This window comes from Kitasatospora sp. NBC_00240, from assembly GCF_026342405.1.
Classification (GTDB): Bacteria; Actinomycetota; Actinomycetes; order Streptomycetales; family Streptomycetaceae; genus Kitasatospora.
In genome coordinates, this window is record NZ_JAPEMU010000001.1 from 3,752,401 (window position 1) to 3,776,901 (window position 24,501).

General features: G+C 72.1%; 21 protein-coding genes. 11 read left to right on the forward strand and 10 right to left on the reverse strand.

What is annotated here, in order from left to right; translation table 11 throughout:
- The first annotated feature begins 50 nt into the window (after nucleotides 1-50).
- The 3 genes from pta (at nucleotide 51) to pyk (ending at nucleotide 4,995) form a co-directional block, all read left to right on the forward strand.
- Entirely contained in the window at nucleotides 51-2,234 is a 2,184-nt protein-coding gene (pta, locus tag OG689_RS15790; protein ID WP_266320983.1) for a phosphate acetyltransferase, read from the forward strand.
- Nucleotides 2,231-3,457: an acetate kinase gene (locus OG689_RS15795; protein ID WP_266320985.1), complete on the forward strand. Its 1,227-nt coding sequence runs from the start codon at nucleotides 2,231-2,233 to the stop codon at nucleotides 3,455-3,457. The genes pta and OG689_RS15795 overlap by 4 nt, the downstream gene beginning before the upstream one ends.
- A gap of 107 nt (nucleotides 3,458-3,564) precedes the next feature.
- The gene (pyk, locus tag OG689_RS15800) at nucleotides 3,565-4,995 is read left to right on the forward strand and encodes a pyruvate kinase (RefSeq protein WP_266320986.1); all 1,431 of its coding nucleotides are present in this window, start codon (nucleotides 3,565-3,567) and stop codon (nucleotides 4,993-4,995) included.
- A 247-nt stretch (nucleotides 4,996-5,242) separates the two neighbouring features.
- Here pyk and OG689_RS15805 read toward each other — a convergent pair whose 3' ends face one another.
- From OG689_RS15805 to OG689_RS15820, 4 genes are all read right to left on the reverse strand, one after another.
- Nucleotides 5,243-6,637: a hypothetical protein gene (locus OG689_RS15805; RefSeq protein WP_266320988.1), complete on the reverse strand. Its 1,395-nt coding sequence runs from the start codon at nucleotides 6,635-6,637 to the stop codon at nucleotides 5,243-5,245.
- The gene (locus OG689_RS15810; RefSeq protein ID WP_266320989.1) at nucleotides 6,634-7,230 is read right to left on the reverse strand and encodes a DUF6114 domain-containing protein; all 597 of its coding nucleotides are present in this window, start codon (nucleotides 7,228-7,230) and stop codon (nucleotides 6,634-6,636) included. The genes OG689_RS15805 and OG689_RS15810 overlap by 4 nt, the downstream gene beginning before the upstream one ends.
- Before the next feature lie 133 nt (nucleotides 7,231-7,363).
- Nucleotides 7,364-8,026: a DUF6230 family protein gene (locus OG689_RS15815; protein ID WP_266320990.1), complete on the reverse strand. Its 663-nt coding sequence runs from the start codon at nucleotides 8,024-8,026 to the stop codon at nucleotides 7,364-7,366.
- 707 nt (nucleotides 8,027-8,733) lie between these two features.
- On the reverse strand, nucleotides 8,734-9,729 hold the full coding sequence (locus tag OG689_RS15820; RefSeq protein WP_266320992.1) for a tetratricopeptide repeat protein: 996 nt from the start codon (nucleotides 9,727-9,729) through the stop codon (nucleotides 8,734-8,736).
- A gap of 689 nt (nucleotides 9,730-10,418) precedes the next feature.
- On the opposite strand from OG689_RS15820, the gene OG689_RS15825 reads away from it, so the two are divergent.
- Entirely contained in the window at nucleotides 10,419-10,988 is a 570-nt protein-coding gene (locus tag OG689_RS15825) for a TetR/AcrR family transcriptional regulator (RefSeq protein WP_266327168.1), read from the forward strand.
- A gap of 166 nt (nucleotides 10,989-11,154) precedes the next feature.
- On the opposite strand, the gene OG689_RS15830 is transcribed toward OG689_RS15825, so the two are convergent.
- The 3 genes from OG689_RS15830 to OG689_RS15840 form a co-directional block, all read right to left on the reverse strand.
- Complete coding sequence (locus OG689_RS15830; RefSeq protein ID WP_266320994.1) at nucleotides 11,155-12,870, reverse strand: methylmalonyl-CoA mutase family protein; 1,716 nt, start codon at nucleotides 12,868-12,870, stop codon at nucleotides 11,155-11,157.
- 287 nt (nucleotides 12,871-13,157) lie between these two features.
- Complete coding sequence (locus OG689_RS15835; protein ID WP_266320996.1) at nucleotides 13,158-13,496, reverse strand: DUF3817 domain-containing protein; 339 nt, start codon at nucleotides 13,494-13,496, stop codon at nucleotides 13,158-13,160.
- A 159-nt stretch (nucleotides 13,497-13,655) separates the two neighbouring features.
- Nucleotides 13,656-14,183, reverse strand: coding sequence for a MarR family transcriptional regulator (locus OG689_RS15840; protein ID WP_266320998.1), 528 nt, complete (start codon nucleotides 14,181-14,183; stop codon nucleotides 13,656-13,658).
- A gap of 483 nt (nucleotides 14,184-14,666) precedes the next feature.
- Between OG689_RS15840 and OG689_RS15845 the strand changes: the two genes are divergently transcribed.
- The gene (locus OG689_RS15845) at nucleotides 14,667-16,304 is read left to right on the forward strand and encodes a M4 family metallopeptidase (RefSeq protein WP_266321000.1); all 1,638 of its coding nucleotides are present in this window, start codon (nucleotides 14,667-14,669) and stop codon (nucleotides 16,302-16,304) included.
- Nucleotides 16,305-16,373: 69 nt separating this feature from the next.
- Here OG689_RS15845 and OG689_RS15850 read toward each other — a convergent pair whose 3' ends face one another.
- Nucleotides 16,374-16,712, reverse strand: coding sequence for a DUF3817 domain-containing protein (locus OG689_RS15850; protein WP_266321002.1), 339 nt, complete (start codon nucleotides 16,710-16,712; stop codon nucleotides 16,374-16,376).
- Between the two features lie 289 nt (nucleotides 16,713-17,001).
- Here OG689_RS15850 and OG689_RS15855 point away from each other — a divergent pair, with 289 nt between their 5' ends.
- The 5 genes from OG689_RS15855 to OG689_RS15875 all read left to right on the forward strand — a co-directional run bounded on the left by OG689_RS15855 (nucleotide 17,002) and on the right by OG689_RS15875 (nucleotide 20,809).
- On the forward strand, nucleotides 17,002-17,790 hold the full coding sequence (locus OG689_RS15855) for a DUF2127 domain-containing protein (protein ID WP_266321004.1): 789 nt from the start codon (nucleotides 17,002-17,004) through the stop codon (nucleotides 17,788-17,790).
- 93 nt (nucleotides 17,791-17,883) lie between these two features.
- Nucleotides 17,884-18,522 carry an AIM24 family protein gene (locus OG689_RS15860; protein WP_073926094.1) on the forward strand — a complete coding sequence of 213 codons (639 nt, stop codon included), beginning with the start codon at nucleotides 17,884-17,886 and terminating at the stop codon, nucleotides 18,520-18,522.
- The gene (locus tag OG689_RS15865) at nucleotides 18,522-19,172 is read left to right on the forward strand and encodes an AIM24 family protein (protein ID WP_266321006.1); all 651 of its coding nucleotides are present in this window, start codon (nucleotides 18,522-18,524) and stop codon (nucleotides 19,170-19,172) included. Before OG689_RS15860 ends, OG689_RS15865 begins: the two co-directional genes overlap by 1 nt.
- A 257-nt stretch (nucleotides 19,173-19,429) precedes the next feature.
- Complete coding sequence (locus OG689_RS15870) at nucleotides 19,430-20,245, forward strand: AIM24 family protein (RefSeq protein ID WP_266327170.1); 816 nt, start codon at nucleotides 19,430-19,432, stop codon at nucleotides 20,243-20,245.
- Between the two features lie 39 nt (nucleotides 20,246-20,284).
- Nucleotides 20,285-20,809, forward strand: coding sequence for a MarR family transcriptional regulator (locus OG689_RS15875; protein ID WP_266321007.1), 525 nt, complete (start codon nucleotides 20,285-20,287; stop codon nucleotides 20,807-20,809).
- Nucleotides 20,810-21,184: 375 nt separating this feature from the next.
- Here OG689_RS15875 and meaB read toward each other — a convergent pair whose 3' ends face one another.
- The gene (meaB, locus tag OG689_RS15880; protein ID WP_266321009.1) at nucleotides 21,185-22,141 is read right to left on the reverse strand and encodes a methylmalonyl Co-A mutase-associated GTPase MeaB; all 957 of its coding nucleotides are present in this window, start codon (nucleotides 22,139-22,141) and stop codon (nucleotides 21,185-21,187) included.
- 139 nt (nucleotides 22,142-22,280) lie between these two features.
- Nucleotides 22,281-23,489 carry an acetyl-CoA C-acetyltransferase gene (locus OG689_RS15885; protein ID WP_266321011.1) on the reverse strand — a complete coding sequence of 403 codons (1,209 nt, stop codon included), beginning with the start codon at nucleotides 23,487-23,489 and terminating at the stop codon, nucleotides 22,281-22,283.
- 309 nt (nucleotides 23,490-23,798) lie between these two features.
- Between OG689_RS15885 and mce the strand changes: the two genes are divergently transcribed.
- Complete coding sequence (mce, locus tag OG689_RS15890) at nucleotides 23,799-24,230, forward strand: methylmalonyl-CoA epimerase (protein ID WP_266321013.1); 432 nt, start codon at nucleotides 23,799-23,801, stop codon at nucleotides 24,228-24,230.
- Nucleotides 24,231-24,501 lie beyond the last annotated feature (271 nt).

Below are 24,501 nucleotides of genomic sequence, written 5' to 3' on the forward strand. Positions count from 1 at the left end.
TCCCTCCGCGGACGAGCCGGGAGTGCTCCTCACCGAACGGAGGCAACCACGTGGCGCGCAGCGTGTACGTGACCGGGATCGACCGGGGCGACGGCCGGCAGGCCGTCGAACTGGGGGTCATGGAACTGCTCACCCGCCAGGTGGACCGCGTCGGCGTCTTCCGCCCGCTGGTGCACGCGCACGCGCCCGGCGAGGCCGGCAGCGACCACGTGGTCGAACTGCTCCGCGGCCGGTACCGGCTGGATCTGCCCACCACCGAGATGTACGGCCTCACGTACGAGGCCGCCGCCGCCCTGCAGGCCGCACAGGGCCAGGACGAACTGGTCGGCGCCCTGGTCGAGCGGTTCCGCGCGCTGGAGCGCGACTGCCAGGCCGTGCTGGTCCTCGGCACCGACTTCGCCGACACCAACATCCCCGACGAGCTGGCCTTCAACGCCCGCCTGGCCAACGAGTTCGGCGCCGCGGTGCTCCCGGTGGTCGGCGGCCACGCGCAGGACCCGCAGGCCGTCGTCGCCGAGGTGCGCAACGCCTACCGGGCCTACCGCGACCTGGGCTGCGCCACCTTGGCGATGATCGCCAACCGGGTCGCCCCCGGCGCCAAGGAGGAGGTCCTGCGGGCGCTGGCCGAGAAGCTGCCGATCCCGGCGTACGTGATTCCCGAGGAGCCGGCCCTCGCCGCGCCGACGGTCGCCCAACTGGTCGAGGCGACCGGCGCGGAACTGCTGCTCGGCGACGCCGCCGGCCTGGCCCGGGACGTCCGCGGCTTCGTCTTCGGCGGCGCCATGCTGCCGACCTTCCTCACCGCGCTGACCGAGGGCGCCCTGGTGGTCACCCCCGGGGACCGCGCCGACCTGGTGATCGGCTCGCTGGCAGCGCACGCGGCCGGCGCCCCGCCGATCGCCGGCGTCCTGCTGACGCTCGGCCAGCACCCCGGCCCGAACGTGATGGCACTGGCCGCCCGGCTCGCCCCCGGCACCCCGGTGGCGGTCGTCCCGGAGGGCAGCTGGATCACCGCCGCCGCGCTGACCCACCTGGAGGGCCGGCTCGACGCGGCCGGTCCACGGAAGGCCGAGATCGCCCTCGGCCTCTTCGAACTGCACGTCGACACCGCCGAGTTGACCAAGCGGATCGAGCTGAGCCGGTCCGAGCGGGTCACCCCGATGATGTTCGAGCACGAGCTGCTGGAGCGGGCCCGATCGATCCGCCGGCACGTCGTCCTGCCGGAGGGCACCGAGGAGCGGGTGCTGCGCGCCGCCGAGGTGCTGCTGCGCCGCAACATCTGCGACCTCACCCTGCTCGGCGACCCGGAGGAGGTCCGCCGCAAGGCCTCCTCGCTCGGTCTGGACCTGCCGGCCGAGGCCCCCGGGGACCGCGCCCGGCTGCGGATCGTCGACCCGGCCACCAGCCCGCTGCGCCAGCAGTTCGCCGAGCTGTACACCCGGCTCCGCGCCCACAAGGGCATGACGGTGGAGCTCGCGCTGGACGTGGTCACCGACGTCTCGTACTTCGGCACCCTGATGGTCCAGGAGGGCATCGCCGACGGCATGGTCTCCGGCGCCGTGCACTCCACCGCCGCTACCATCCGGCCCGCCTTCGAGGTGATCAAGACCTCGCCGGGCGCCGCCATCGTCTCCTCGGTCTTCTTCATGTGCCTCGCCGACAAGGTGCTGGTGTACGGCGACTGCGCGGTCAACCCCGACCCGGACGCCCAGCAGCTCGCCGACATCGCCGTGCAGTCCGCCGAGACGGCCGCCCAGTTCGGCGTCGAGCCGCGGGTCGCGATGCTCTCCTACTCCACCGGCACCTCCGGCTCGGGCGCGGACGTGGACAAGGTCCGCAAGGCCACCGAGCTGGTCCGCGCGCTGCGCCCGGACCTCCTGGTCGAGGGCCCGATCCAGTACGACGCGGCGGTGGACGCCCATGTCGCGGCCACCAAACTGCCGGGGTCGGCGGTGGCCGGGCGGGCGACGGTGCTGATCTTCCCCGACCTGAACACCGGCAACAACACCTACAAGGCCGTCCAGCGGTCGGCCGGCGCGGTGGCGGTCGGCCCGGTGCTGCAGGGCCTGCGCAAGCCGGTCAACGACCTCTCGCGCGGCGCGCTGGTCGAGGACATCGTCAACACCGTGGCCATCACCGCGATCCAGTCGCAGACCGGCCGGCCCGCCGGCGGCCCCGAAGCCGCGGGCGCCGCCGTGCCCGCGGACAGCCCCGAAGGAGCGCAGCAGAGTTGAGCGAAGGCACCCGGGTCCTCGTCCTGAACGCGGGATCGTCCTCGGTGAAGTACCAGCTGATCGACATGCTGGACGGCTCCCGGATGGCCTCCGGCCTGGTGGAGCGGATCGGCGAGCCGGCCGGCCGGCTGGTGCACACCCCGCTCGGCGCAGAGCGGCGTGAATCGCTGCAGGCCTTCCCCGACCACGGCGCCGCGCTGAAGGCCGTCGCCGGGGAGCTGGCCGCGGACGGCCTCGACCTGGACTCCCCGGAGCTCGCCGCGATCGGCCACCGGGTGGTGCACGGCGGTCTCCGGTTCACCGAGCCGACCCTGGTCACCGACGAGGTGCTGGCCGAGATCCGCCGGCTGATCCCGGTCGCACCGCTGCACAACCCGGCCAACATCACCGGTATCGAGGTGGCCCGGGCCCTGCGGCCCGACCTGCCGCAGGTGGCCGTCTTCGACACCGCCTTCCACACCGGCATGCCCGAGCACGCGGCCCGGTACGCGATCGACCGGAAGGTCGCGGACGAGCACCGGGTGCGGCGCTACGGCTTCCACGGCACCTCGCACCAGTACGTCTCGCGGGCCACCGCCCGGCTGCTCGGCAAGGACCCGGCCGAGGTCAACGTGATCGTGCTGCACCTGGGCAACGGCGGCTCCGCCTCGGCGGTGGCGGGCGGGCGGTGCGTGGAGACCTCGATGGGGCTCACCCCGCTGGAGGGGCTGGTGATGGGCACCAGGTCGGGCGACGTCGACGCCGGCGTGGTGTTCCACCTGCACCGGGTCGGCGGACTGTCGGTCGACGAGATCGACGACCTGCTGAACCGCCGCAGCGGCCTGCTCGGCCTGTGCGGGGACAACGACATGCGGGAGATCCTGCGCCGGTCCGAGGAGGGCGACCCGGACGCCCGGCTGGCGTTCGAGGTGTACGTCCACCGGCTGCGCAAGTACATCGGCGCCTACTACGCGGTGCTCGGCCGGGTGGACGCGATCGCGTTCACCGCGGGTGTCGGCGAGAACGCGGCGCCGGTGCGGGCGGCGGCCACCGCCGGCCTGGAGGCACTGGGCATCGCGGTCGACCCGGCGCTGAACTCGATCCGCTCCGACCGGGCCCGGGTGATCTCCCCGGAATTCCTCCGCACCGGGGGGGCAGCCCGGGTGACGGTCGCCGTGGTGCCCACCGACGAGGAGCTGGAGATCGCCCGGCAGGCCTTCGCACTGGTCCGCACGGTGAGCTGAGCGGGCGGCCGGTCCACGTGCCGTCCCACCCCTCGGAATGCTTCGTCCGCGTTTTCTGGTGATTCGCGCCGAATGCCCCCATAACACGAACGGATAGACTGACCCATATGCGCCGAGCGAAAATTGTCTGCACCCTGGGTCCCGCGACGGACTCCTACGAACAGCTGAAGGCCATCGTCGAGGCGGGCATGAACGTCGCCCGTCTGAACATGAGCCACGGTAACCACGCGGACCACGAGGAGCGGTTCCACAAGGTCCGCCAGGTCTCCGAGGACACCGGCCGGCCGATCGGCATCCTCGCCGACCTGCAGGGCCCCAAGATCCGTCTGGCCACCTTCGCCAACGGACCGGTGACCGTCGACAACGGCGACGAGTTCATCATCACCACCGAGGACGTCCCCGGTGACCAGCACATCTGCGGTACCACCTACAAGGGCCTGCCCGGCGACGTGAAGCCCGGCGACCCGGTCCTGATCAACGACGGCGTCATCGCACTGGAGGTCGTCAGCGTCGACGGCCCCCGCGTGAAGACCGTCGTCGTCGAGGGCGGCGTGCTCTCGAACAACAAGGGCATCAACCTTCCCGGTGCGGCCGTCAACGTCCCCGCCCTGTCCGAGAAGGACAAGGACGACCTGCGCTTCGCCCTGCAACTGGGCGTCGACATGGTCGCGCTGTCCTTCGTCCGCAACGCCGCCGACATCGACGACGTGCACAAGGTGATGGACGAGGTCGGCATCCGGGTGCCGGTCATCGCCAAGATCGAGAAGCCGCAGGCCGTCGAGGCCATGGAGGAGATCGTCCTCGCCTTCGACGCGATCATGGTCGCCCGTGGCGACCTCGCCGTCGAGTACCCGCTGGAGCGGGTGCCGCTGGTCCAGAAGCAGCTGATCACCCTGGCCCGCCGCAACGCGAAGCCGGTCATCGTCGCCACCCAGATGATGGAGTCGATGATCCACGCCTCGCGCCCGACCCGCGCCGAGGCCTCGGACGTCGCCAACGCCATCCTGGACGGCGCCGACGCGGTCATGCTGTCCGCCGAGTCGAGCGTCGGCAAGTTCCCGGTCGAGACCGTGCGCACCATGAGCCGGATCGCCGAGACGGCCGAGGAGCAGCTCCTGGAGCAGGGCCTGCAGCCGCTGAACCCGGGCCGCAAGCCGCGCACCCAGGGCGGCTCGATCGCCCGCGCCGCGTGCGAGCTGGGCGACTTCCTCAACGCCAAGTCGCTGGTCGCCTTCACCAAGTCCGGTGACACGGCCCGCCGGCTGTCGCGCTACCGCTCGCCGATCCCGGTGGTCGCGTTCACCCCGGACGCCGCCACCCGCAACCAGCTCACCCTGAGCTGGGGCGTCGAGTCGCACGTGACCGAGCAGGTCGGCTCGACCGACGAGATGGTGCTCCAGGTCGACCGCGAGCTGCTGAGCATGGGCGACCTCACCGAGGGCGACACCGTGATCGTCACCGCCGGTTCGCCCCCCGGCGTCCCCGGCAACACCAACATGGTCCAGGTGCACCACCTGGGCACGCGCGGCGACGGCTGATCCGCCGCCCCGACGCCCGCAGGGCGGCCCCTCCGATGCCGGAGGAGCCGCCCTGCGGCGTTCTCCGGCCCACCCCGGGGCCGCTGCCACCACTCCCCAGGCCCCCGGGGGCCCCGCACCGGTCGGCCGCGGGGCGGCACGCCGCAGGCCCGACCGGGCGGGCCGGTCGGGCCTGAGAGCGTGGGCGGTGCCGGGCGGCCCGCCACGGGCGGATGCCCCGGACGGACGCCGCAGGGCGGACGGCCCGTCAGTTGGTGTAGGGCTCGTCGTCCTTGTAGAGGTGCATGCCCGGGATCTTGAGCGTGCCGCGGAACTGGCCGGCCTGGACGGCCTCGACCTTGGTGAGCTCGATGTCGAGCGGGATCGGGACCGCGCCGATCAGGTCCCAGAGCCAGCGCGGCAGGGTGTCCGGGGTGAGGGTGATCTCCCCCAGGTCGATCGGGATCGGCAGGCCGAGCAGCTTCGACAGGTGGCCGGAGAGCCGCTCGACGTACATGGTGACCGGGCCGTTGCGCATCGTCGAGGTGGTGCCCGGGCCGCCCTTGACGTGGAAGGTCTTGCCGTTGCCCTGCAGGGTCGACATGTCGAGGTTCTCGATGTCGACGCTGGACACGGTGAACTTCAACACCCGCTTGGTGCCGGCGACAGTCCGGACGTCGTAGACACCGTTGAACACCGCGCCGTGCAGGCCCAGCCGGCTGCTGCGCAGGGTCCAGTTCTGCTCCGGGACGACGTCGCCGCCGGCCGCGGTACGGGCGGCGACCGAGCTGGTGTCGACCGCGCAGTTCGGGTTGGCGCTCGGCGAGGCCGTCGGCTTCGGCGAGGTGCTCGCGGCGGCCGCCGGGGAGCTCGCCGCCGGCTTGGCGCCGGTGGTGGCCTTCGGGGTGCCGGTGGCCTTGGCGGTGGGCTTCGCGGTGGCGTCCGGGGACGGGGCCGGGGCGGCGGAGACCGTACCGGCGGCGGGCTGCGCGGGGGCCGCCGCCTTGGAGCCGGCAGGCGCGGGCACCGCCGCGGAGGGCGACGCCGAGGGCGAGGGAGAGGCGGACGGCGAAGGACTCGCCTTGCCGGGGGTGAGCAGCCCGCCGATCCCGCCGATGATGTCGCCGATCAGGCCGGCGGGCGCCACGACCGGGGCGCCGGCGGTGCCCGCGGCGGGCACCACGTACGCCGCACCGACCACCTGGCCGCCGGTGGCGGTGCCGCTCTTGGCAGCGGGCGCCTGAGCGGCCGGGGCCTGGGCGGCGGGGCTCTGCGCGGCGGGCGTGGAGGGCGCCGGGGCTGCGGTCGGGGCGGGGGTCCCGCCGGTGACCGCGCCGGGCTCCTCGGACCCCGGCAGGGACGGACCGGGCAGCGGAGTGAGTTCGTTCTTGGGGACCGGCGTCTCCTCCAGGACGGTGTCCTGGGCGGGCTCCGGCGCCTGGCTGGACGGGGCGAGGTCCGGCGCGCTGGCGCAGGCCTTGCCGACCGGGGTGTCGGCCGAGGCTATCGAGGGCGTGTAGACGGCTCCCATCAGCAGCGCGGTCGGCACCGCGGCCATCGCGAGCGCCCGCCCGCGCAGCCGGCTGCGGGCCGAGACCCGCGGGGCCGCGTGCCGGGCACGCCCGCCCGGGATCTCGGGTTCGGTGCGGTCCTCCGTGGTCACCGCGCCTCCTCCGGTTCCCCGGCGGCCTGCGCGGGGATGTCGGCACCGGCGGCCGGGGCGGCGTGCTTGGGGCCCGTGGCCTGCTCGGCGACGGCCGGCACGGCCTCGGTGTCGTCGGCGGCGTACCCGGCGGCTGCCTCGTCGGCGGCGCCGTCACCGGCGGCCGGCAGATCGGCGGCGGCCCACTCCTTCAGCGGCGCCCAGGACACCATCAGCCCGCCGCCGACCAGGCCCGGGATCAGTGCCAGGCCGAAGCCGGCCAGGTTGGAGACCGGGATGGAGACCAGGGTGAGCAGGGTGGTGGCCACGCCGGCGAAGACCCGGACGGCCGGCTGGTACCAGGCGGTGAGGCCGAGCACGATCAGCAGGATGCCGATGATCAGGGATCCCGCGCCGGCCGTGGTGGACATCGCCACCGTCATGCCGCCGAGGGAGAGGTGTGCGTAGGGGAGGTACATGATCGGAATGCCGGCGATCATGGCCAGTAGCCCGGCCCAGAACGGCCGGGTGCGGCGCCAGCTACGGAACCGCAGCCGCAACCGGGTGAAGAGGTTCTCGCCTTCGGACCACGCGTCGGCCGTTGCGCTGGACATGATGCAGCTCCTCGATGATGTGAACGAGGTAAGGAAAAATCGGTGATGCGGCCGGGAGCGGCGTCTGAACGCCGCTCCCGGCCGCCGGGCCTGCTACCCGGCCGCGCCGTCAGGCGCGCCCGCGGTCATCGGCTCAGTAGCACTCGTGGCCGCCGTCGGTGTAGAGCTTGAGGCTCAGACCGTTCAGCTTGAAGTTGCCGGCCGAGGTGGCCCAGGCACGCTGCTTCACGTTGTACAGGTCGGCCTTGTCGGCGGCCTGGGCGAAGCCGACGCCACCGGTGGGCTTGGTGCCGCCCAGGGCGGACTTCCAGTCCTTGGTGGCCGTGCCGGTGAGGGTGGACGCGTCCTGGCCGATGTTGATGTTGGTGAACTCGGCGTCCGCGTACAGCTCGTCCAGGTCGATCAGCAGGTTGCTGGCGACGACCTGCTTCTTCGGGTCGGCGCTGTCACCGGCCTCCAGGCGCAGGGTGATCACCGGGAGCTTGAACGGCAGCGGGATGATGTTGGGGTCGGTGACGACCGACTGGCACATCTTCTTGATGGTGGCGGTGTCGAACGCGGAGACCGCGACCGGCACGGTGGTGTTGTTCTTCTGCACGTCGATCGTGCCGAACTGGGCGAACTTCTCGCCGTGCAGCTCCTCGGCGGTGACCTTGAAGCTCTGGCCGGAGATGCTGAACGAGGCGGCGAGGGCGCTGTTCGCCAGGCCGACACCGATGGCGCCGGTGGCCGCCAGGCTCGGGAGCATCACCAGGGCGAAGCGCTTCCAGCGGGTCTTGCCATAAGTCTGGGACATGCGAGTCCTCCTTCTAGGACGTACATCTCCGGCACCTCCCGGTGCTTGCCGCACCGGCGGTGGCCTGGGATGGGAGAGAGCTACGTCCTCGGTAGCGGAGAGCGCCATGAGTGCCGTCGGAGTCGGGCGCGGCCGTCCGTGACGGCACTCCCGGTCCTGCACCGGCCACCTGTGGGATGGCGGGTACGGCCGACGACATCGGCGATCACCCCCGAGCGACAACCAGCGACCGCGCGGGCTGCGCGGCCGTTTCGAAGGACAGGAACCGCCGTGGGACCGCGGATACCCCCCTGCCCTCCCCGCCGCCGGCCGGAGCCGTCGGCTTGCCCGGTGGGGATCCCGTGCTCCGCTTCTCCGGCCGGCTGCCGGGAGGTGAAGTGTGGGGACCAGGCGTCGCCGATCGTGCTTGAATCCCGGGCGAAGCACAAGAGGTTCGTTACTGACGGGTAATCCAACAACAGGCGACGTTGATCATGGTTTTGGCCCGCCGTGCACCCAGTGTGACGAAATGAAGGATTCGTGCCGAGGAAATCCCCCAGAAACACCGAGGAAACACCCCTGGACGGTCACCATCGGTGACCGTCCAGGGGTGTTGTCAAGATTTGGTAAACCTCGGCAGTGATGACCGGAATGTCGCCAAATCGCCAGCGACACCGCAGGTCACCCGCCGTGCCAGGACACGCGGCGACCGGGCGGGCCGGCAGGGCTCAGAAGAGCACCCGGGCCAGCGCGCCACGCGCCGCCGTGACCCGCGAATCGTCGGTGCCGATCACCTCGAAGAGCTCCAGCAGCCGGAGCCGGGCCGTGTCACGGTCCTCCCCGGAAGTCCGGCCGACGGTGTCCACCAGACGACCGAAGGCGTCCTCGACGTGACCGCCCACCAGATCCAGGTCGGCCGCGTCCAGCTGGGCCGCGACGTCCTTGGGATCGGCGGCCGCGGCCGTCCGGACGGCCTGCGGGTCGAAGGCCTCCACCCGGCGCAGCAACTGCGCCTGGGCCAGGCCCAGTTTGGCCTCGGTGTTGCCGGGCTGGTCCAGCAGCACGTTCTGATAGGCCTGGATCGCGCCGCCCAGGTCGCCGCGGTCCAGCGCGTCGTGCGCGGCCGCGAGCGCCGGGTCCTCGGGGGCGTACGGAAGCTGCTCGCCGCCGGCGGGCGCACCCGCGCCCGCGCCGCCGACCACGCCGAAACGCTGCTCGGCCACCATGATCAGCTGGTCCAGCACCTGACGGATGTTGGACTCGCTCTCGGCGCCCTGGAACAGCGGCACCAGCTGCCCGGCCACCACGGCCATCACGGTCGGGACGGCCTGCAGTCCGAACTGCTGGGCGATCACCGGGCTGGCGTCCACGTCGATCCGGGCCAGCACGATCCGGCCGGCGTACTCCTCGGCCAGGCTCTCCAGGACCGGGGTGAGCTGCGCACTGAGCGCGCTGCGGCCCGACCGGAAGTCGATGACGACCGGGACCTCGCCCGAGAGCTGGACGACCTCGGCCTCGAAGGTGTCCTCGGTGACGTCGATGACGAGCGGGTAGGCCGGGCCGGCCGGGGCGATCCCGGCCTCCTCGGCGGCCGCCGCCTGGCGGGCCCGCTCGGCCCTGGCCTGCTCGGCCTTCTGGGCAGCCTCGCCGGCTGCCTTCACTGCGGCGAGGTCGACCGCGCCGCGCAGGGCGGAGCTGTTCAGATGCGAATTCCGTGGCTGCATGGCACTATCCTCCCCCGTCCGTGCTGGTGGCGGGCGCCATCCGCCGGGAAAGTCGCGCCGCGCTGGTCTGCGTGGCCCGAACCGCCCGGGCGGGAACACCTCTCCCCCGGTGGAACTGAACCCTTCGGTGCGGATCCCCACCCGCACCGCGCGCCGTCTCGTCCCACGAGGCTCCCCGGCAGAGGAGCGATGGCGCTCGGTCGTCACTCTTTCGCTACGAGTCGTAGCGTAACTGCACCGAGGCCCCCCGCCGCAAGCCCATCCCGTCAACGCGGGACGTGAGCTGCCCCACTTTCGCGGCCCGCCCGGCTGCCATCGGGCACGATCAGTCGCTACCGTTACGTCCCCCACCCAAGTTACTTACTGGTAGAACGCAAGGAGGCCCGGTGTCCGCCGCCCAGACCCCCGTGGCCCAGGACGCCGTCGACCCGCGGCCGGCCGCCGGCCGGGAGAATGCCGCGGGCTCCGCGGCGCAGGCCCCCGCACCGGCGAGAGCGACGGGGACCACGGCGGCGGAGGGCACGGCGGCGCAGGACACCGGACGGGACGGCGCGGGACGCGAGGATGCCGGACGGGAGAGCGCCGGAGGCGGGAGCACGGGACGCGAGAGCGCAGGACGGGACGGCGCGGGCCCCGAGGGCGCCGCCCGGGCGAAGGGCCGGCCGCGCAGCGCCGCCGCCGACCGCGCGATCCTGGACGCCACCCGCGAGACCCTCGCCGAACTCGGCTGGGGCGGGCTCACCATGGGGCACGTCGCCACCCGCGCCGGGGTCGCCAAGACCACCCTGTACCGCCGCTGGCCCTCCAAGAACGAGCTGGTGGTCGACGCCGTCGCCACCCTCTTCGACGAGCTGGTGCTGGCCGACCTGGGCAGCCTGCGGGCCGACATCGAAGCCGTGGTGCGGGAGTTCGCCGAGCTGCTGGCCCGGCCGGAGACCCAGGCCGCCCTGCTGGCGCTGTTCGCCGAGGGCACCCGCGACCCGCAGCTGCGCCGCCGGATCCGTGAGGCCATCGTCGACCCGCAGAAGCAGTTGGTCCGCCAGGGCCGGGCCTACGCCCAGGCGCGCGGTGAGCTCGACCCGGACCTCGACGAGGAGGCGGCGGCCGAGGAGATCGACATCATCTTCGACACCGTCGCCGGCACCGTCGAGCACCGGATCCTGGTCAGCGGCGAGCCGGTGACCCCGGAGTGGATCCGCCGCTTCACCACGCTGCTGCTCGGGCCCTTCCCGCACCTCGCCGGCGGCGGCCCGGCCTGACCGGTGCGGCCGCCCGGCGCCCCGTCCCGCCGGGTCCGGGCAGCCGGGCGCACCCGGAACCGGGCACGCCGAAACCCGGGACGGCCGTGGGGCCGTCCCGGGTCGGGCCGGGGCGAGGAACCGGGCGGCGTTCCGGTCAGGTGGTCGGCCGCCCGGCAGCCAGGCGTCAGAACCTGGCGGTCTCCCGGTAGATGCCCCACTCCTCGCGGAGCAGGTTGCAGATCTCGCCGAGGGTGGCCTCGGCCCGCACGGCGTCCAGCATCGGCGGGATCATCGAGTCGCCGGAGCGGGCCGCGGCGAGCATCGCGTCCAGCCCCGCCTTGACGGCCGCCTCGTCGCGCGCGGCCCGGCGGGCGCCCAGCACCCGTACCTGCTCGCGCTCGACCTCGTGGCTGACCCGGAGGATCTCCAGCTCGGGGGTGACGCTGCGGGGGTGGCAGTTGACGCCGACGACGCGCTTGTCCCCCTTCTCCACCGCCTGCTGGTACGCGAAGGCGGCCTCGGCGATCTCGCCGGTGAACCAGCCGTCCTCGATGCCGCGCAGGATGCCGGTGGTGATCGGGCCGATCTCGTGCTCGTCGGCGCCCAGCACCCGGCCCCCGTGCGCCTGCTCGGACTTCCGCAGGATCTGGGCGAAGATCTCCTCCGCCTGCGCCTCGATCCGGTCGGTCAGCGCCTCGACGTACCAGGAGCCGCCCAGCGGGTCGGCCACGTTGGCGACGCCGGTCTCCTCCATCAGCACCTGCTGGGTGCGCAGGGCGATCTCGGCGGCCTGCTCGGAGGGCAGCGCCAGGGTCTCGTCCAGGGCGTTGGTGTGCAGCGAGTTGGTGCCGCCGAGGACGGCGGAGAGCGCCTCGACCGCGGTGCGGACCACGTTGTTGTACGGCTGCTGGGCGGTCAGCGAGACGCCGGCGGTCTGGGTGTGGAAGCGCAGCCACTGCGCCTTGTCGGTCTTCGCGCCGAAGCGCTCGCGCATCCAGCGGGCCCAGATCCGGCGGGCGGCGCGGAACTTGGCGATCTCCTCGAAGAAGTCCAGGTGCGCGTCGAAGAAGAAGGACAGGCCGGGCGCGAAGACGTCCACGTCCAGCCCGCGCGACAGGCCCAGCTCGACGTACGCGAAGCCGTCCGCCAGCGTGTAGGCCAGCTCCTGCGCGGCCGTCGCCCCCGCCTCACGGATGTGGTAGCCGGAGACGGACAGCGGCTTGTACGCGGGGATGCCCTCGGCGCAGTACGCCATCAGGTCGCCGATCAGGCGCAGGTGCGGCTCGGGCGCGAAGAGCCACTCCTTCTGGGCGATGTACTCCTTGAAGATGTCGGTCTGCAGGGTGCCGTTGAGCACCGCCGGGTCGACGCCCTGGCGTTCGGCCGCGACCAGGTACATGCAGAAGATCGGCACGGCCGGGCCGCTGATGGTCATCGAGGTGGTGACCTCGCCGAGCGGGATGCCCTTGAAGAGCACCTCCATGTCGGCGGCCGAGTCGATGGCGACACCGCAGTGGCCGACCTCGCCGAGCGACTTGGCGTCGTCGGAGTCGTACCCCATCAGGGTCGGCATGTCGAAGGCCACGGAGAGGCCGCCGCCGCCGGCCTCCAGGATCATCCGGTAGCGCTCGTTGGTCTGCTCGGCGTTGCCGAAGCCGGCGAACTGGCGGATGGTCCAGGTCCGGCCGCGGTAGCCGGTGGCGTGCAGACCCCGGGTGTAGGGGTACTCCCCCGGCCAGCCGATCCGCTCGAAGCCCTCGACGGGCTGCCCGGGCGGCGGGCCGTACATCGGCGCGACCTCGTCGCCGGAGAGCGTGCTGAAGTCCGCGTCGCGCTTGCGCGCGCTGTCGTAGCGCTGCTGCCAGCGCTGTCTGCCGCGCTCGATCTCTTCGGCGTCCATTGAGCCGAACTCCGCTCCGTACGGCCGCCACTGCGTCGGGGCGGCAAAACTGGTAGGACGTCCTCACAATTTACTAGGATGTCCTAGTAATTGTCGATGGCACCACGCCAGGGAGCTGCCGTCGGCACCTGGGCGGGCCGGAACCGGCACCGGCGCCGGCCGCACCGGCCTCGACTCCAGCCTCGAATTCGGCCTCGGCGCGAACCCCGCGCGGGCATGCGAAAGGGCGCCCCTCCCCCGCACTGGGGGGAGGAGCGCCCTCGACGCATGCGGACCGGGCGGTCCGGTCAGACGCCGGCGGCCTGCTGCGCGGCGCCGACCGCGGGCTGCTCGGCGGCCTCGCGGACCACCCGGCGCTCGGCCACGAAGGAGGCGAACGGGATGCAGCCGGCAGCCAGGGTGAAGACCAGCCGGCCCAGCGGCCACTTGAGCTTCTGGCCGAGCATGAACGTGACCACGAAGTACCCGATGTAGAGGTAGCCGTGGAGCATCGCCACATAGGTGGTGATCTCCTCGGCCGAGCCGAAGCCGTACTTGGCCACCATGAAGCCGCAGAAGACCAGCAGCGCACAGCCGGTCGCCACGGCCAGGGCCCGGTACCAGCCCAGCAGGGGGGTCGCCTTCATTTCCTACATCGCCTCGCTCGGCAAGATCGGTTGGTACGTCCGGATCTGCGCACCGCTCCCCCGAGGGTAGCGGCCGCCCGGCACCGCCCCGCGCGCGCCCCCGCCGTGGCGCGGCCACCGGCCGGGCCCACCCCGGGACGTCGTACCGGGCAGGGCAGGTCAGCGGTCGGCCTGCTCCTCGGCCGGGAGGAAGTCGCCAGCCGACACCCGAAGCGGCCTGAGCAGGTCGAACACCTGCCGGCACTGGTCGGCGTCGTAGTCCTCCATGCCGAACTCCATCGCCACCAGCTCCCGGGTCGCCTCCTCGACGACCTGGCGGCCGCGGTCGGTGATCGAGGCGAGCACGCCGCGGCCGTCCAGCGGGTTGGGCCGGCGGGCGACCAGGCCTGCGCGCTCCAGCCGGTCGACGGTGTTGGTGACGCTGGTGGGGTGCACCATCAGCCGCTCGCCGATCTTGGAGAGCGAGAGCTCGCCGGTCCGGCTGAAGGTGAGCAGCACCAGCGCCTCGTAGCGGGCGAAGGTCAGCCCGTACGGCTTGAGCACGGCGTCGACCCTGGCGAGCAGGATCTGGTGGGCGCGCATGACCGAGGTGATCGCCGCCATCGAGGGGACACCGCCCCAGCGGCTGGTCCACAGCTCGTCGGCGCGGGCGATCGGGTCGAAGTCGAGTGCGAGGGGCTTGGCCACGTCCTTACCGTACCGGCGGGCACGGGGGCGGGTACCAGGCGTCCCTGATGGTGGACAAGCCCGGGGCGATGGCGGGATCTCGCCAAGCCCTCACGCAGGTACATACCAGGACATTACAAGGGTGTGAACCGGCGTCAACCGCGCGGCGAAGTGCGGATGTTCGCCGGATCGCGGCCGACCCGGCCGTCAGCAGGGACGAAACCTCCGGCCGGGGGCGCGTTGCGCCCTGTCCACCGGTCGGACAACGGCACCGGACATGGCGAGCTGTGGCCAATCGATGAGCAAGACCTGTCATTTCACGTCATGGATTGTCATGCTTCTGGCCAGCCCCGTACGGCAGCCACCGCCCACCCCAGCGGCCGCTGCCGCGTGACCGCACGGAGCAGCACGTCAGCGCCCGTTCCGCCCCACGGCACTAACCCCGGTGCCCCGGAGCGCGGCGCGCGACCGCGCACAAGCGGTTGTCCCGGAAGGAATCCGTACGTGAAGCGAAAGCTCGCAGCCGGCGCCGTACTCTCCGCCACCGCCCTGCTCACCGGCGTCATCCAGGTGAGCGCCTCGGCCCAGGCCGGCCCCGTCCCCGCCCCGCAGGCCCAGGCCGCCCAGCAGCGCGCCACCCTGATCGCCCTGGCGAACGGCCAGTCCGTGCAGCTGGCCAAGGCGCTGGCGCTCGGCGGCCAGGAGCAGCTGGTCGCCAAGGACGCCGTGGTGGACGCCGACGGCGCCCGCCACCTGCGCTACGAGCGCACCCTCGGCGGGCTGCCGGTGCTCGGCGGAGACCTGATCGTGCACCAGCGCGTCGACGGCTCGGTGACCTCGGTCGACAAGGCCGTGGACGGCCAGCTGTCGCTGCCGAGCCTCACCCCCGCCCTGTCCGCCGACAAGGCCGCCGCGCAGGCCTCCGGCGCCGTGGCCGCCACCGTCGGCATCGCCGCCGACAAGGACGAGCAGCCGCTGCAGGAGGTCGGCCGGGCCGGCGCCCCGAAGCTGGTGGTCTGGGCCGCGTCCGGCGCCCCGCGCCTCGCCTACCAGACCGTGGTCGAGGGCATGCGGGCCGACGGCACCCCGAGCCGGCAGACCCTGGTCACCGACGCGGCCAGCGGCGAGGTGCTCTCCACCCACGAGGACATCCAGACCGCGAGCGGCACCGGCAAGGGCGTCTTCGTCGGCTCGGTCGCCCTGACCACCACGCAGAGCGGCTCGACGTACCAGCTGAAGGACGCCACCCGCGGCGGCCAGTACACCACCGACCTGAAGCACAAGACGTCCGGCGCCGGGACCCTCTACACCGACGCCGACAACGCCTGGGGCGACGGCACCGTCTCCAACGGCCAGTCGGCCGCCGTGGACGCCCAGTACGGCGTGGCCGCGACCTGGGACTACTACAAGAACACCTTCGGCCGCAACGGCATCAAGAACAACGGTGTCGGCGCGTACAGCCGGGTCCACTACGGCAACAACTACGTGAACGCCTTCTGGGACGACTCCTGCTTCTGCATGACGTACGGCGACGGCGCCAGCAACACCCACCCGCTGACCGCGCTGGACGTGGCCGGGCACGAGATGAGCCACGGCGTCACCGCGGCCACCGCCGGCCTGAACTACTCGGGTGAGTCCGGCGGCCTCAACGAGGCCACCTCGGACATCTTCGGCACCATGGTCGAGTGGTACGCCAACCTGCCCTCGGACGTGCCGGACTACCTCATCGGCGAGAAGATCAACATCAACGGGAACGGCACCCCGCTGCGCTACATGGACAAGCCCTCCAAGGACGGCGGGTCCGCCGACTACTGGTCCTCCACGGTCGGCAACAAGGACGTCCACTACTCGTCCGGTGTCGCCAACCACTTCTTCTACCTGCTGTCCGAGGGCAGCGGTGCGAAGACCATCAACGGCGTCAGCTACAACAGCCCGACGTCCAACGGCTCCACCCTGACCGGCATCGGCCGCACCAAGGCCGCGGCGATCTGGTACCGGGCCCTGACCGTCTACATGACCTCCACCACCAACTACAAGGCCGCCCGTACGGCGACCCTGAACGCGGCGAAGGACCTGTACGGCGCGACCTCCACCGAGTACAACGCGGTGGCGGCGGCCTGGAGCGGCGTCAACGTCAGCTGACGCTCCCCCGAACGGACGGTGCCGGGCGCCTGCGGAAGGCGCCCGGCACCGTCATGTCGTCCGCGGGTCTCAGGCGGCGGCGGGCTCGCGGTCCGTGGCGGGGGCGGGCGGGTACTCGCCGCGCTCCTCCTTGGCGAGCATCCGCTCGGCGAAGAATCCGCCGGTCGGCAGGACGGAGAGGACGAACAGCAGGGCGCCCCGCTTGACGTCCCACTTCTGCTGCTGCCAGGCCAGGATCAGGAAGACCACGTAGAGGATGAAGAGGATCCCGTGGATCATCCCCATCACCGGCACCCCGTTGAAGCTGGTGGTGCGCTTCAGCACCGAGCAGATCATCAGCAGGATGAAGGAGAGGCCTTCGGGGCCGGAGACAAGGCGCAGGCGGTGGACGGCGCTGCTGGTCTTCACGTTCGATACCTCATTGCTGCGGGGCGACGGGGGCGCGAGGGTCGGGGCCGGCCGGGCCGGCTCCCGCGAGCCGGCACCTTCGAACCGTTCTTGTGAATCGGCTCACAAGCCCGGCGTCCATTATCACCGAGCCTTACGCCCGGCCCGCGCCCGGGGACCCCCGCCGTGCCCGACGTCACAGCCGCGCCACAGAACCGGCCACCCGGACCGGGCCTGCCCCGGACCGCTCTATCCTGCTGCCGCACGGCCTGTGAACAGGGCCGACCGCGACGATACGGGGGACCACCAGATGTTCAGGCCGGACTGGAACCGACGGACGTGCTCACGGCGCGGGCACATCACCTACGCGCCCACCGAACCCGAGCTGCGCCGGCGCCTGCACACCGCCACCGCGGTCGGCGACGCCTGGCGCTGCCTGCGCTGCGGCGACTTCGCGCTCGGCGAGCCGCACGGCTCCGGGCCCGCCGACGAGGCCCCGCTCGTCCCCCGCGGCAAGGCGCTGCGCGACCTCTTCATCCTGCGCTTCCTCGCGGTCGAGCGGTTCCTGCGCGGACTGCTGATCGTGCTCGCCGCCTGGGCGGTGTGGAAGTTCTCCAACAGCCAGGACTCGATGCGCCGGCTGTTCGACGAGAACCTGACCGTCTTCCGGCCGGTCACCGACCACTTCCACTGGGACCTCGAACACTCCCCGGTGGTCGACACCATCCGCAAGACCTTCGACTACGAGCACAAGACCCTGCTGGTGGTGGCCCTCGCCCTGGTCGTCTACGCCCTGGTGGAGATCGTCGAGGCGGTCGGTCTCTGGCTGGGCCGGCGCTGGGCCGAGTACCTCACGGTGGTGGCCACCGCCGCCTTCCTGCCGCTGGAGGTGTACGAGCTCACCGAGCACGTCTCCGCGCTGAAGGTCGGCACGCTGCTGCTGAACATCCTCGCGGTGCTCTGGATCCTGCTCTCCAAGCGGCTGTTCGGGCTGCGCGGAGGCGTGGTGGCGTTCGAGGCGGAGCGGCACTCGGCCTCGCTGCTGGAGGTCGAGCAGGCGGCCGGGACGGTCCCCGGCGCGGCGACGGCCGCCGTCTGAGCCGGGGCGCCGGGGGCGCCGTTTTGTCGCAGCTGGGTACCAGAACGCCCGGCCCACTCCCACGGGAGTGCCCCCGCCCGCTACATTCAGCCGGTGGCACAGTTTCGACTCCAAGGATCCAAGGTGCTCGCCGTCGACATGACGGGCGACGCCGTCAAGGCCAAGAACGGCTCGATGGTCGCTTACACCGGCCAGATCGCCTTCAAAAAACTGTCCGGTGGCGGTGACGGCCTTCGTGGCATGGTCACCCGCAGGCTGACCGGTGAGCAGATGGTGGTCATGGAGGCGAAGGGGCAGGGCACCTGCTACTTCGCCGACGCGGCCACCGAGATCAATCTGGTGCGGTTGAACGGCGAGACGCTCTACGTCGAGTCGGACAACCTGCTGTGCACCGAGGCGACCCTGCACACCGGTACCAGCTTCACCGGCCTCAACGGAATCTCGTCCGGCAACGGCCTGTTCACCACCAAGGTCGAGGGGCACGGCTGGGCTGCCGTGACCTCCAAGGGTCCGGCGATCATCCTGCGCGTCTCCCAGGGGATGCCGCTGCGGGTCGACCCGGGTGCGTACGTCGCGCACACCGGCAATCTCAACCGGAGCCTGAAGTCCGGCGCGGGCTGGACCACGCTGATGGGCGAGGGCGGCGGCGAGGCCGTGCAGGTGGAGTTCGCCGGCGACGGCCTGGTCTACGTCCAGCCGTCCGAGAAGCTGACCGTCGGGGGTGACGTCTGATGCCGTTCACGAAGATCAACAACAAGATGGTCGAGGCACAGATGGTGCCCGGCCAGCGGGTCTTCAGCCAGCGCGGCGCGATGCTCGCCTACCGGGGCGAGGTCACCTTCACCCCGAACCTCACCGGCGGCCAGGGCGGCGTGATGTCGATGATCGGGCGCCGGGTGGCCAACGAGGACACCCCGCTGATGACGGTCGAGGGCCACGGCAGCGTGATGTTCGGCCACGGCGGCCACAACATCCACGTGATCGACCTGACCGGCGACACCCTCTACGTGGAGGCGGACCGCCTGCTGGCCTTCGAGGGCTCGCTCCAGCAGTCCACCATGTTCATGGGCCAGCAGGGCGGGGTGATGGGCATGGTCCGCGGCCAGGTCACCGGCCAGGGCCTGTTCACCACCAAGCTGGACGGCCGCGGCTCGGTCGCCGTGATGGCGCACGGCGGCGTCATCGAGCTGCCGATCACCCCCAACCAGCCCGTCCACGTCGACCCGCAGGCGTACGTCGCGCACCGCGGCGACGTCCGCAACAAGCTGTCCACCGCGCTGGGCTGGCGCGACATGGTCGGACGCGGCTCGGGCGAGGCGTTCCAGCTGGAGCTGTCCGGCCACGGCATGGTGTACGTGCAGGCGAGCGAGGAGAAGCTCTGATGTCCTACCCTCCCCAGCAGCCGCCGTACGGCCAGCCCGACCCGTACGGGCAGTCGCCCTACGGCCAGCCGACCCAGCCCGGGTACAACGCGCCGCCCCCGCAGGGCTACCCGCAGCAGGGCTACCCGCCGCCGCCCCCGCAGGGGTACCCCCCGCCGCCGCCCCAGGGCTACCCGCAGCAGGGCTACCCGCCCCAGCACCCGCAGCAGCCCCAGCAGAACTACGCGCAGGAGCAGTTCGGCGGGGCCCAGGCACCGCTGCCGAAGGGGCAGGACGGCTCCGGCCCGGTGGTGCACGACGTGCACAGCCTGCCGGCCAACGACAACGTCAACCCGTACGCCTTCTCGGTCGACCTGAACGGGTCGTACTTCCTGCAGAAGGGCAAGATGATCGCCTACTACGGCGACATCAACTTCAAGGGCGTCGGCGCGGGCGCGGTCGACCGGATGCTCGGGCGGCACTTCAACTCGCCGCTGCACGCCTCGGACTGGGTGGTCGCCGAGGGCCGCGGCAAGATGCTGCTGGCCGACCGGGCCTTCGACCTCAACTCGTACGACCTGGAGAACGGCAACCTCACCGTCCGCTCCGGCAACCTGCTGGCCTTCGAGCCGACGCTGCAGCTGAAGCAGTCGATCATCCCGGGCTTCCTGACCCTGATCGGCAGCGGCAAGTTCGTGGCCGCCTCCAACGGGCCGGTGCACTTCGTCGAGCCGCCGATCCGGGTCGACCCGCAGGCGCTGGTGGGCTGGGCGGACTGCCCGGCGCCGTGCCACCACTACGACGAGGCCTACATGCACGGGCTGATCGGCGGCCTGCGCCGGCTGACCGGCCTGGGCGGGGCGTCCGGCGAGGAGCACCAGTTCGAGTTCATCGGCGCCGGCCAGGTGCTGCTGCAGTCCTCCGAGACGCTGATGGCGGACCGCTCGGTGGGCCAGGTGCACGCGGAGGCGGGTGTCCCGATGGGCGGGGTGCCGCAGCAGCCGGGCGGTCACGCCGGCGGGCAGCAGCTGCCGAACGTGAACATCCCGGGCCTCGGTAACCTGGGTGACCTCGGACGACGGTTCGGTCTCTAATTTTGTACAACATTTAACCAATCGGGCTATGCTGTCCCCATGGACACGCAGACCCCTCATGCCGCCGACGTCTCCTCCTCGCCTTCCTCCAGCGCCGAGGAGGAGACGCCCTGGCTCACCGCCCGGGAGCAGCGGCTCTGGCGTGCCCACCTCGAGGTCAGCAAGCTGCTCGACTACCAGCTCGGCCGCGAGCTCCAGCCGCACGGCATGGCGATCAACGACTACGAGATCCTGGTCGTGCTCTCCGAGGCCCCCGAGCGGCGGATGCGGATGACCGACCTCGCCACCGCCACCCTGCAGTCCAAGAGCCGCCTCTCGCACCAGATCACCCGGATGGAGACGGCCGGCCTGGTGCTGCGCCAGGAGTGTCCGGGCGACCGCCGCGGCCTCTACGCCCACCTCACCGAACCGGGCTGGGAGACCATGCAGAAGGTCGCCCCCGACCACGTCCGGAGCGTCCGCCGGCACTTCATCGACCACTTCTCCCCCGAGCAGCTCGACGCCATGTACGCCGCGCTGGGCCCGGTCGCCGAACACCTGCGCGACCTGCGCGGACGGGCCTGACCCTCCTCGCGGGGCCGGGCCGGTGGGTCAGGGCAGCCGCGTCGCGGGCGTCGCGCTCGCGCGGTTCGGCGAAGACCCGCTCGGACGGCTCGAACCGCCGCGAGACCGACCCGGTACAGATGCGCCGACGCCTCCAGCCGCCTGCGCCAGCTCACCCAGTCGGCGCGAGCACCGTGGTCCCCGTCAGGCGCATGGCCTCCCCAGGGACCGCGTCGTCCACGTCCACCTCGATCATCCCCACTGCGGCACCTCCGCCGTCGATGTGACAAGCCCTCCACATCGCCCACGATGCCGGGGCACTGCGCCGGGAACGAGGTGATCGGGACACCGCGAGGCGGCCGGGTGCGCGCACCGAGCCGGCCGCCCGGGCCTCGGTCAGGCCCCGGTGAGGCCCGCGACCAGCTGGTCGGCGGCGCCGTACGGATCCAGCTCGCCGGCCGCGACCCGCTCCGCCAGCGCGTCCAGGTGGCGGTCCCCGTGCAGATCCCCGATCCGGGCCCGCAGGGCGGTCAGGGCGATCGCCTCGATCTCGTCGGAGGCCCGGCGGCGCCGGCGGGCCGCCAGTTCGCCGTGCTCCTCCAGCCAGGCGCGGTGCTTCTCCAGCGCCTCGACCACCTCGTCCACGCCCTCGCCGCGGGCCGCCACCGTCTTGAGGATCGGCGGCCGCCAGGCGCCCGGCTCGCGGGTCTCGCCGAGACCCAGCATGTGGTTGAGCTCGCGGGCGGTGGCGTCCGCGCCGTCCCGGTCGGCCTTGTTCACCACGAAGAGGTCGCCGATCTCCAGGATCCCGGCCTTGGCCGCCTGGATGCCGTCGCCCATCCCCGGGGCCAGCAGCACGACGGTGGTGTCCGCCTGGGCGGCGATCTCCACCTCGGACTGGCCGACACCGACGGTCTCGACCAGGATCACCTCGCAGCCGGCCGCGTCCAGCACCCGCAGGGCCTGCGGGGCCGTCCAGGAGAGTCCGCCGAGGTGGCCGCGGGTGGCCATCGAGCGGATGAACACCTCCGGGTCGGTGGCATGGTCCTGCATCCGGACCCGGTCGCCGAGCAGCGCGCCGCCGGAGAACGGCGAGGACGGGTCGACGGCCAGCACCCCGACCCGCTTGCCGAGCCGGCGGTACGCCGAGACCAGGGCCGAGGTCGAGGTGGACTTGCCGACGCCCGGCGAGCCGGTCAGCCCGACCGTGAAGGCCTGTCCGGTGTACGGCGCGAGGGCGGCCATCACCTCGCGCAGCTCCGGGGCGCCGTTCTCGACCAGCGAGATCAGCCGGGCCACCGCGCGCGGGCGGCCCGCCCGGGCCTGCTCGACCAGTGTCGGCACATCGACCATCAGGGCACTCCTCGATCGGGCTGCGGTTCTCGCCGCCGAAGACGGGTGGGCTGCGAACCGCTGCCGCCCCGCGCCGGTGGGCGCTTCGGGCGGGCTCGCGGTTCGCAGCCCAGAGGCTACGTCAGACTCCGGCGACCCGTCAGGCCTTCGGGCCCTGGCCGGCGGGGACCCGGACGATCAGGGCGTCGCCCTGGCCGCCGCCGCCGCACAGCGCGGCCGCGCCGGTGCCGCCGCCGCGCCGCTGCAGCTCCAGTGCCAGGTGCAGCACCACCCGGGCGCCGGACATGCCGATCGGGTGGCCGAGCGCGATGGCGCCACCGTTGACGTTGACCTTCTCCTCGGTGACGCCGAGGTCCTTCATCGACTGGTGCGCGACCGCGGCGAAGGCCTCGTTGATCTCGATCAGGTCGAGGTCGGCGACCTCGATGCCCTCCTTGGCGACCGCGTGCAGGATCGCGTTGGACGGCTGCGACTGCAGCGAGTTGTCCGGGCCGGCCACGTTGCCGTGGGCACCGATCTCGGCGATCCAGCTCAGGCCCAGCTCCTCGGCCTTGGCCTTGCTCATCACGACCACGGCGGCGGCGCCGTCGGAGATCTGCGAGGAGGTGCCGGCGGTGATGGTGCCGTCCTTGACGAAGGCCGGACGCAGCTTGGCCAGGCTCTCGACGGTGGTCTCGGCGCGGATGCCCTCGTCCTGGCTGAACAGGACCGGCTCGCCCCTGCGCTGCGGGATCTCCACCGGGACGATCTCGGCGTCGAAGACGCCGTTCTTCTGGGCGGCCGCGGCACGCTGGTGCGAGCGGGCGGCGATCTCGTCCTGGACGTCGCGCGGGATGCCGAGGCGGGTGTTGTGCTTCTCGGTCGACTCGCCCATCGGGATGTTCTCGAAAGCGTCGGTCAGGCCGTCGTGGGCCATCGCGTCGAGCATCTCGATCGCGCCGTACTTGTAGCCCTCACGGGACTTCGGCAGCACGTGCGGGGCGTTGGTCATGGACTCCTGGCCGCCGGCCACCACGATGTCGAACTCGCCGGCGCGGATCAGCTGGTCGGCGAGCGCGATGGCGTCGAGACCGGAGAGGCAGACCTTGTTGATGGTCAGCGCCGGGACGTTCATCGGGATGCCGGCCTTGACGGCGGCCTGGCGGGCGGGGATCTGGCCGGCGCCGGCCTGCAGCACCTGGCCCATGATCACGTACTGGACCTGCTCACCGGTGATGCCGGCCCGCTCCACGGCGGCCTTGATCGCGAAGCCGCCGAGGTCGGCGCCCGAGAAGCCCTTGAGCGAGCCGAGCAGCCGGCCCATCGGGGTGCGTGCGCCTGCGACGATCACAGAGGTGGTGTTGGTCATGGGACGGGCCCCTTCGCACGTCGTGGCCAGGTGTGAGGATGCGCTCAATGTACTGAGCCGGGAGCCCACCGTCACCGGAGCGGCGGTGTGATCAGGCGCACTGGCACTGTCCAGTCAACACCGTGTCAGGGAGGTCCGGGTGAATCGGCGCGGACGGCCCGCCCGGGGCCCCCGCCCGGGGGCCACGGCGGGCGGCGGTGCGGATGTGAGCAGGCTCGCACCGGCCACCCTGGCGTGCGCCGGTCGGATGCGCTGCACTGAGGGCATCCCGTCCGGCGGCCCAGTCCGCCCCAGCCCTGGAGGCCCGAAGTGCTGACCCGCATCGACCACATCGGCATCGCCTGCTTCGATCTCGACAAGACGGTCGAGTTCTACCGCTCCACGTACGGCTTCGAGGTGTTCCACAGCGAGGTCAACGAGGAGCAGGGGGTGCGCGAGGCGATGCTGAAGATCAACGACACCGGTGACGGCGGCGCGTCCTTCCTGCAGCTGCTGGAGCCCACCCGGGAGGACTCCACGGTCGCCAAGTGGCTGGCCAAGAACGGCGAGGGCGTGCACCACATCGCCTTCGGCACCGCCGACGTGGACGGCGACGCGGCCGGGATCCGCGGCAAGGGCGTGCGGGTGCTGTACGACGAGCCGCGGATCGGCTCGATGGGCTCGCGGATCACGTTCCTGCACCCGAAGGACTGCGGCGGGGTGCTCACCGAGCTGGTCACCTCGGCCGGCACGGAGCACTGACCGGGCCGTCGGTCAAGCCCGGCGAAGCATCGGGCGAGCCGTCGAAGAAGGCCCCGGGCGGGGCTCCGTCCGGGGCCCGGGCGGGGCCCGACAGGTACGCCCGGGGCCCGGCAGGTGCGCGCCGGGGGCCCGCCCCGGGGGTGGTCGGGGCACGATCCGTCCGGACCGTCCCGCACCGTCCGGACGCCCCCGGACCTGATGTGACCCGCCGGTAATGTCTGGAACCGCCCCGAAAACCCCTACGTGGCCATTCCCCCGAGGTGCGCGACCA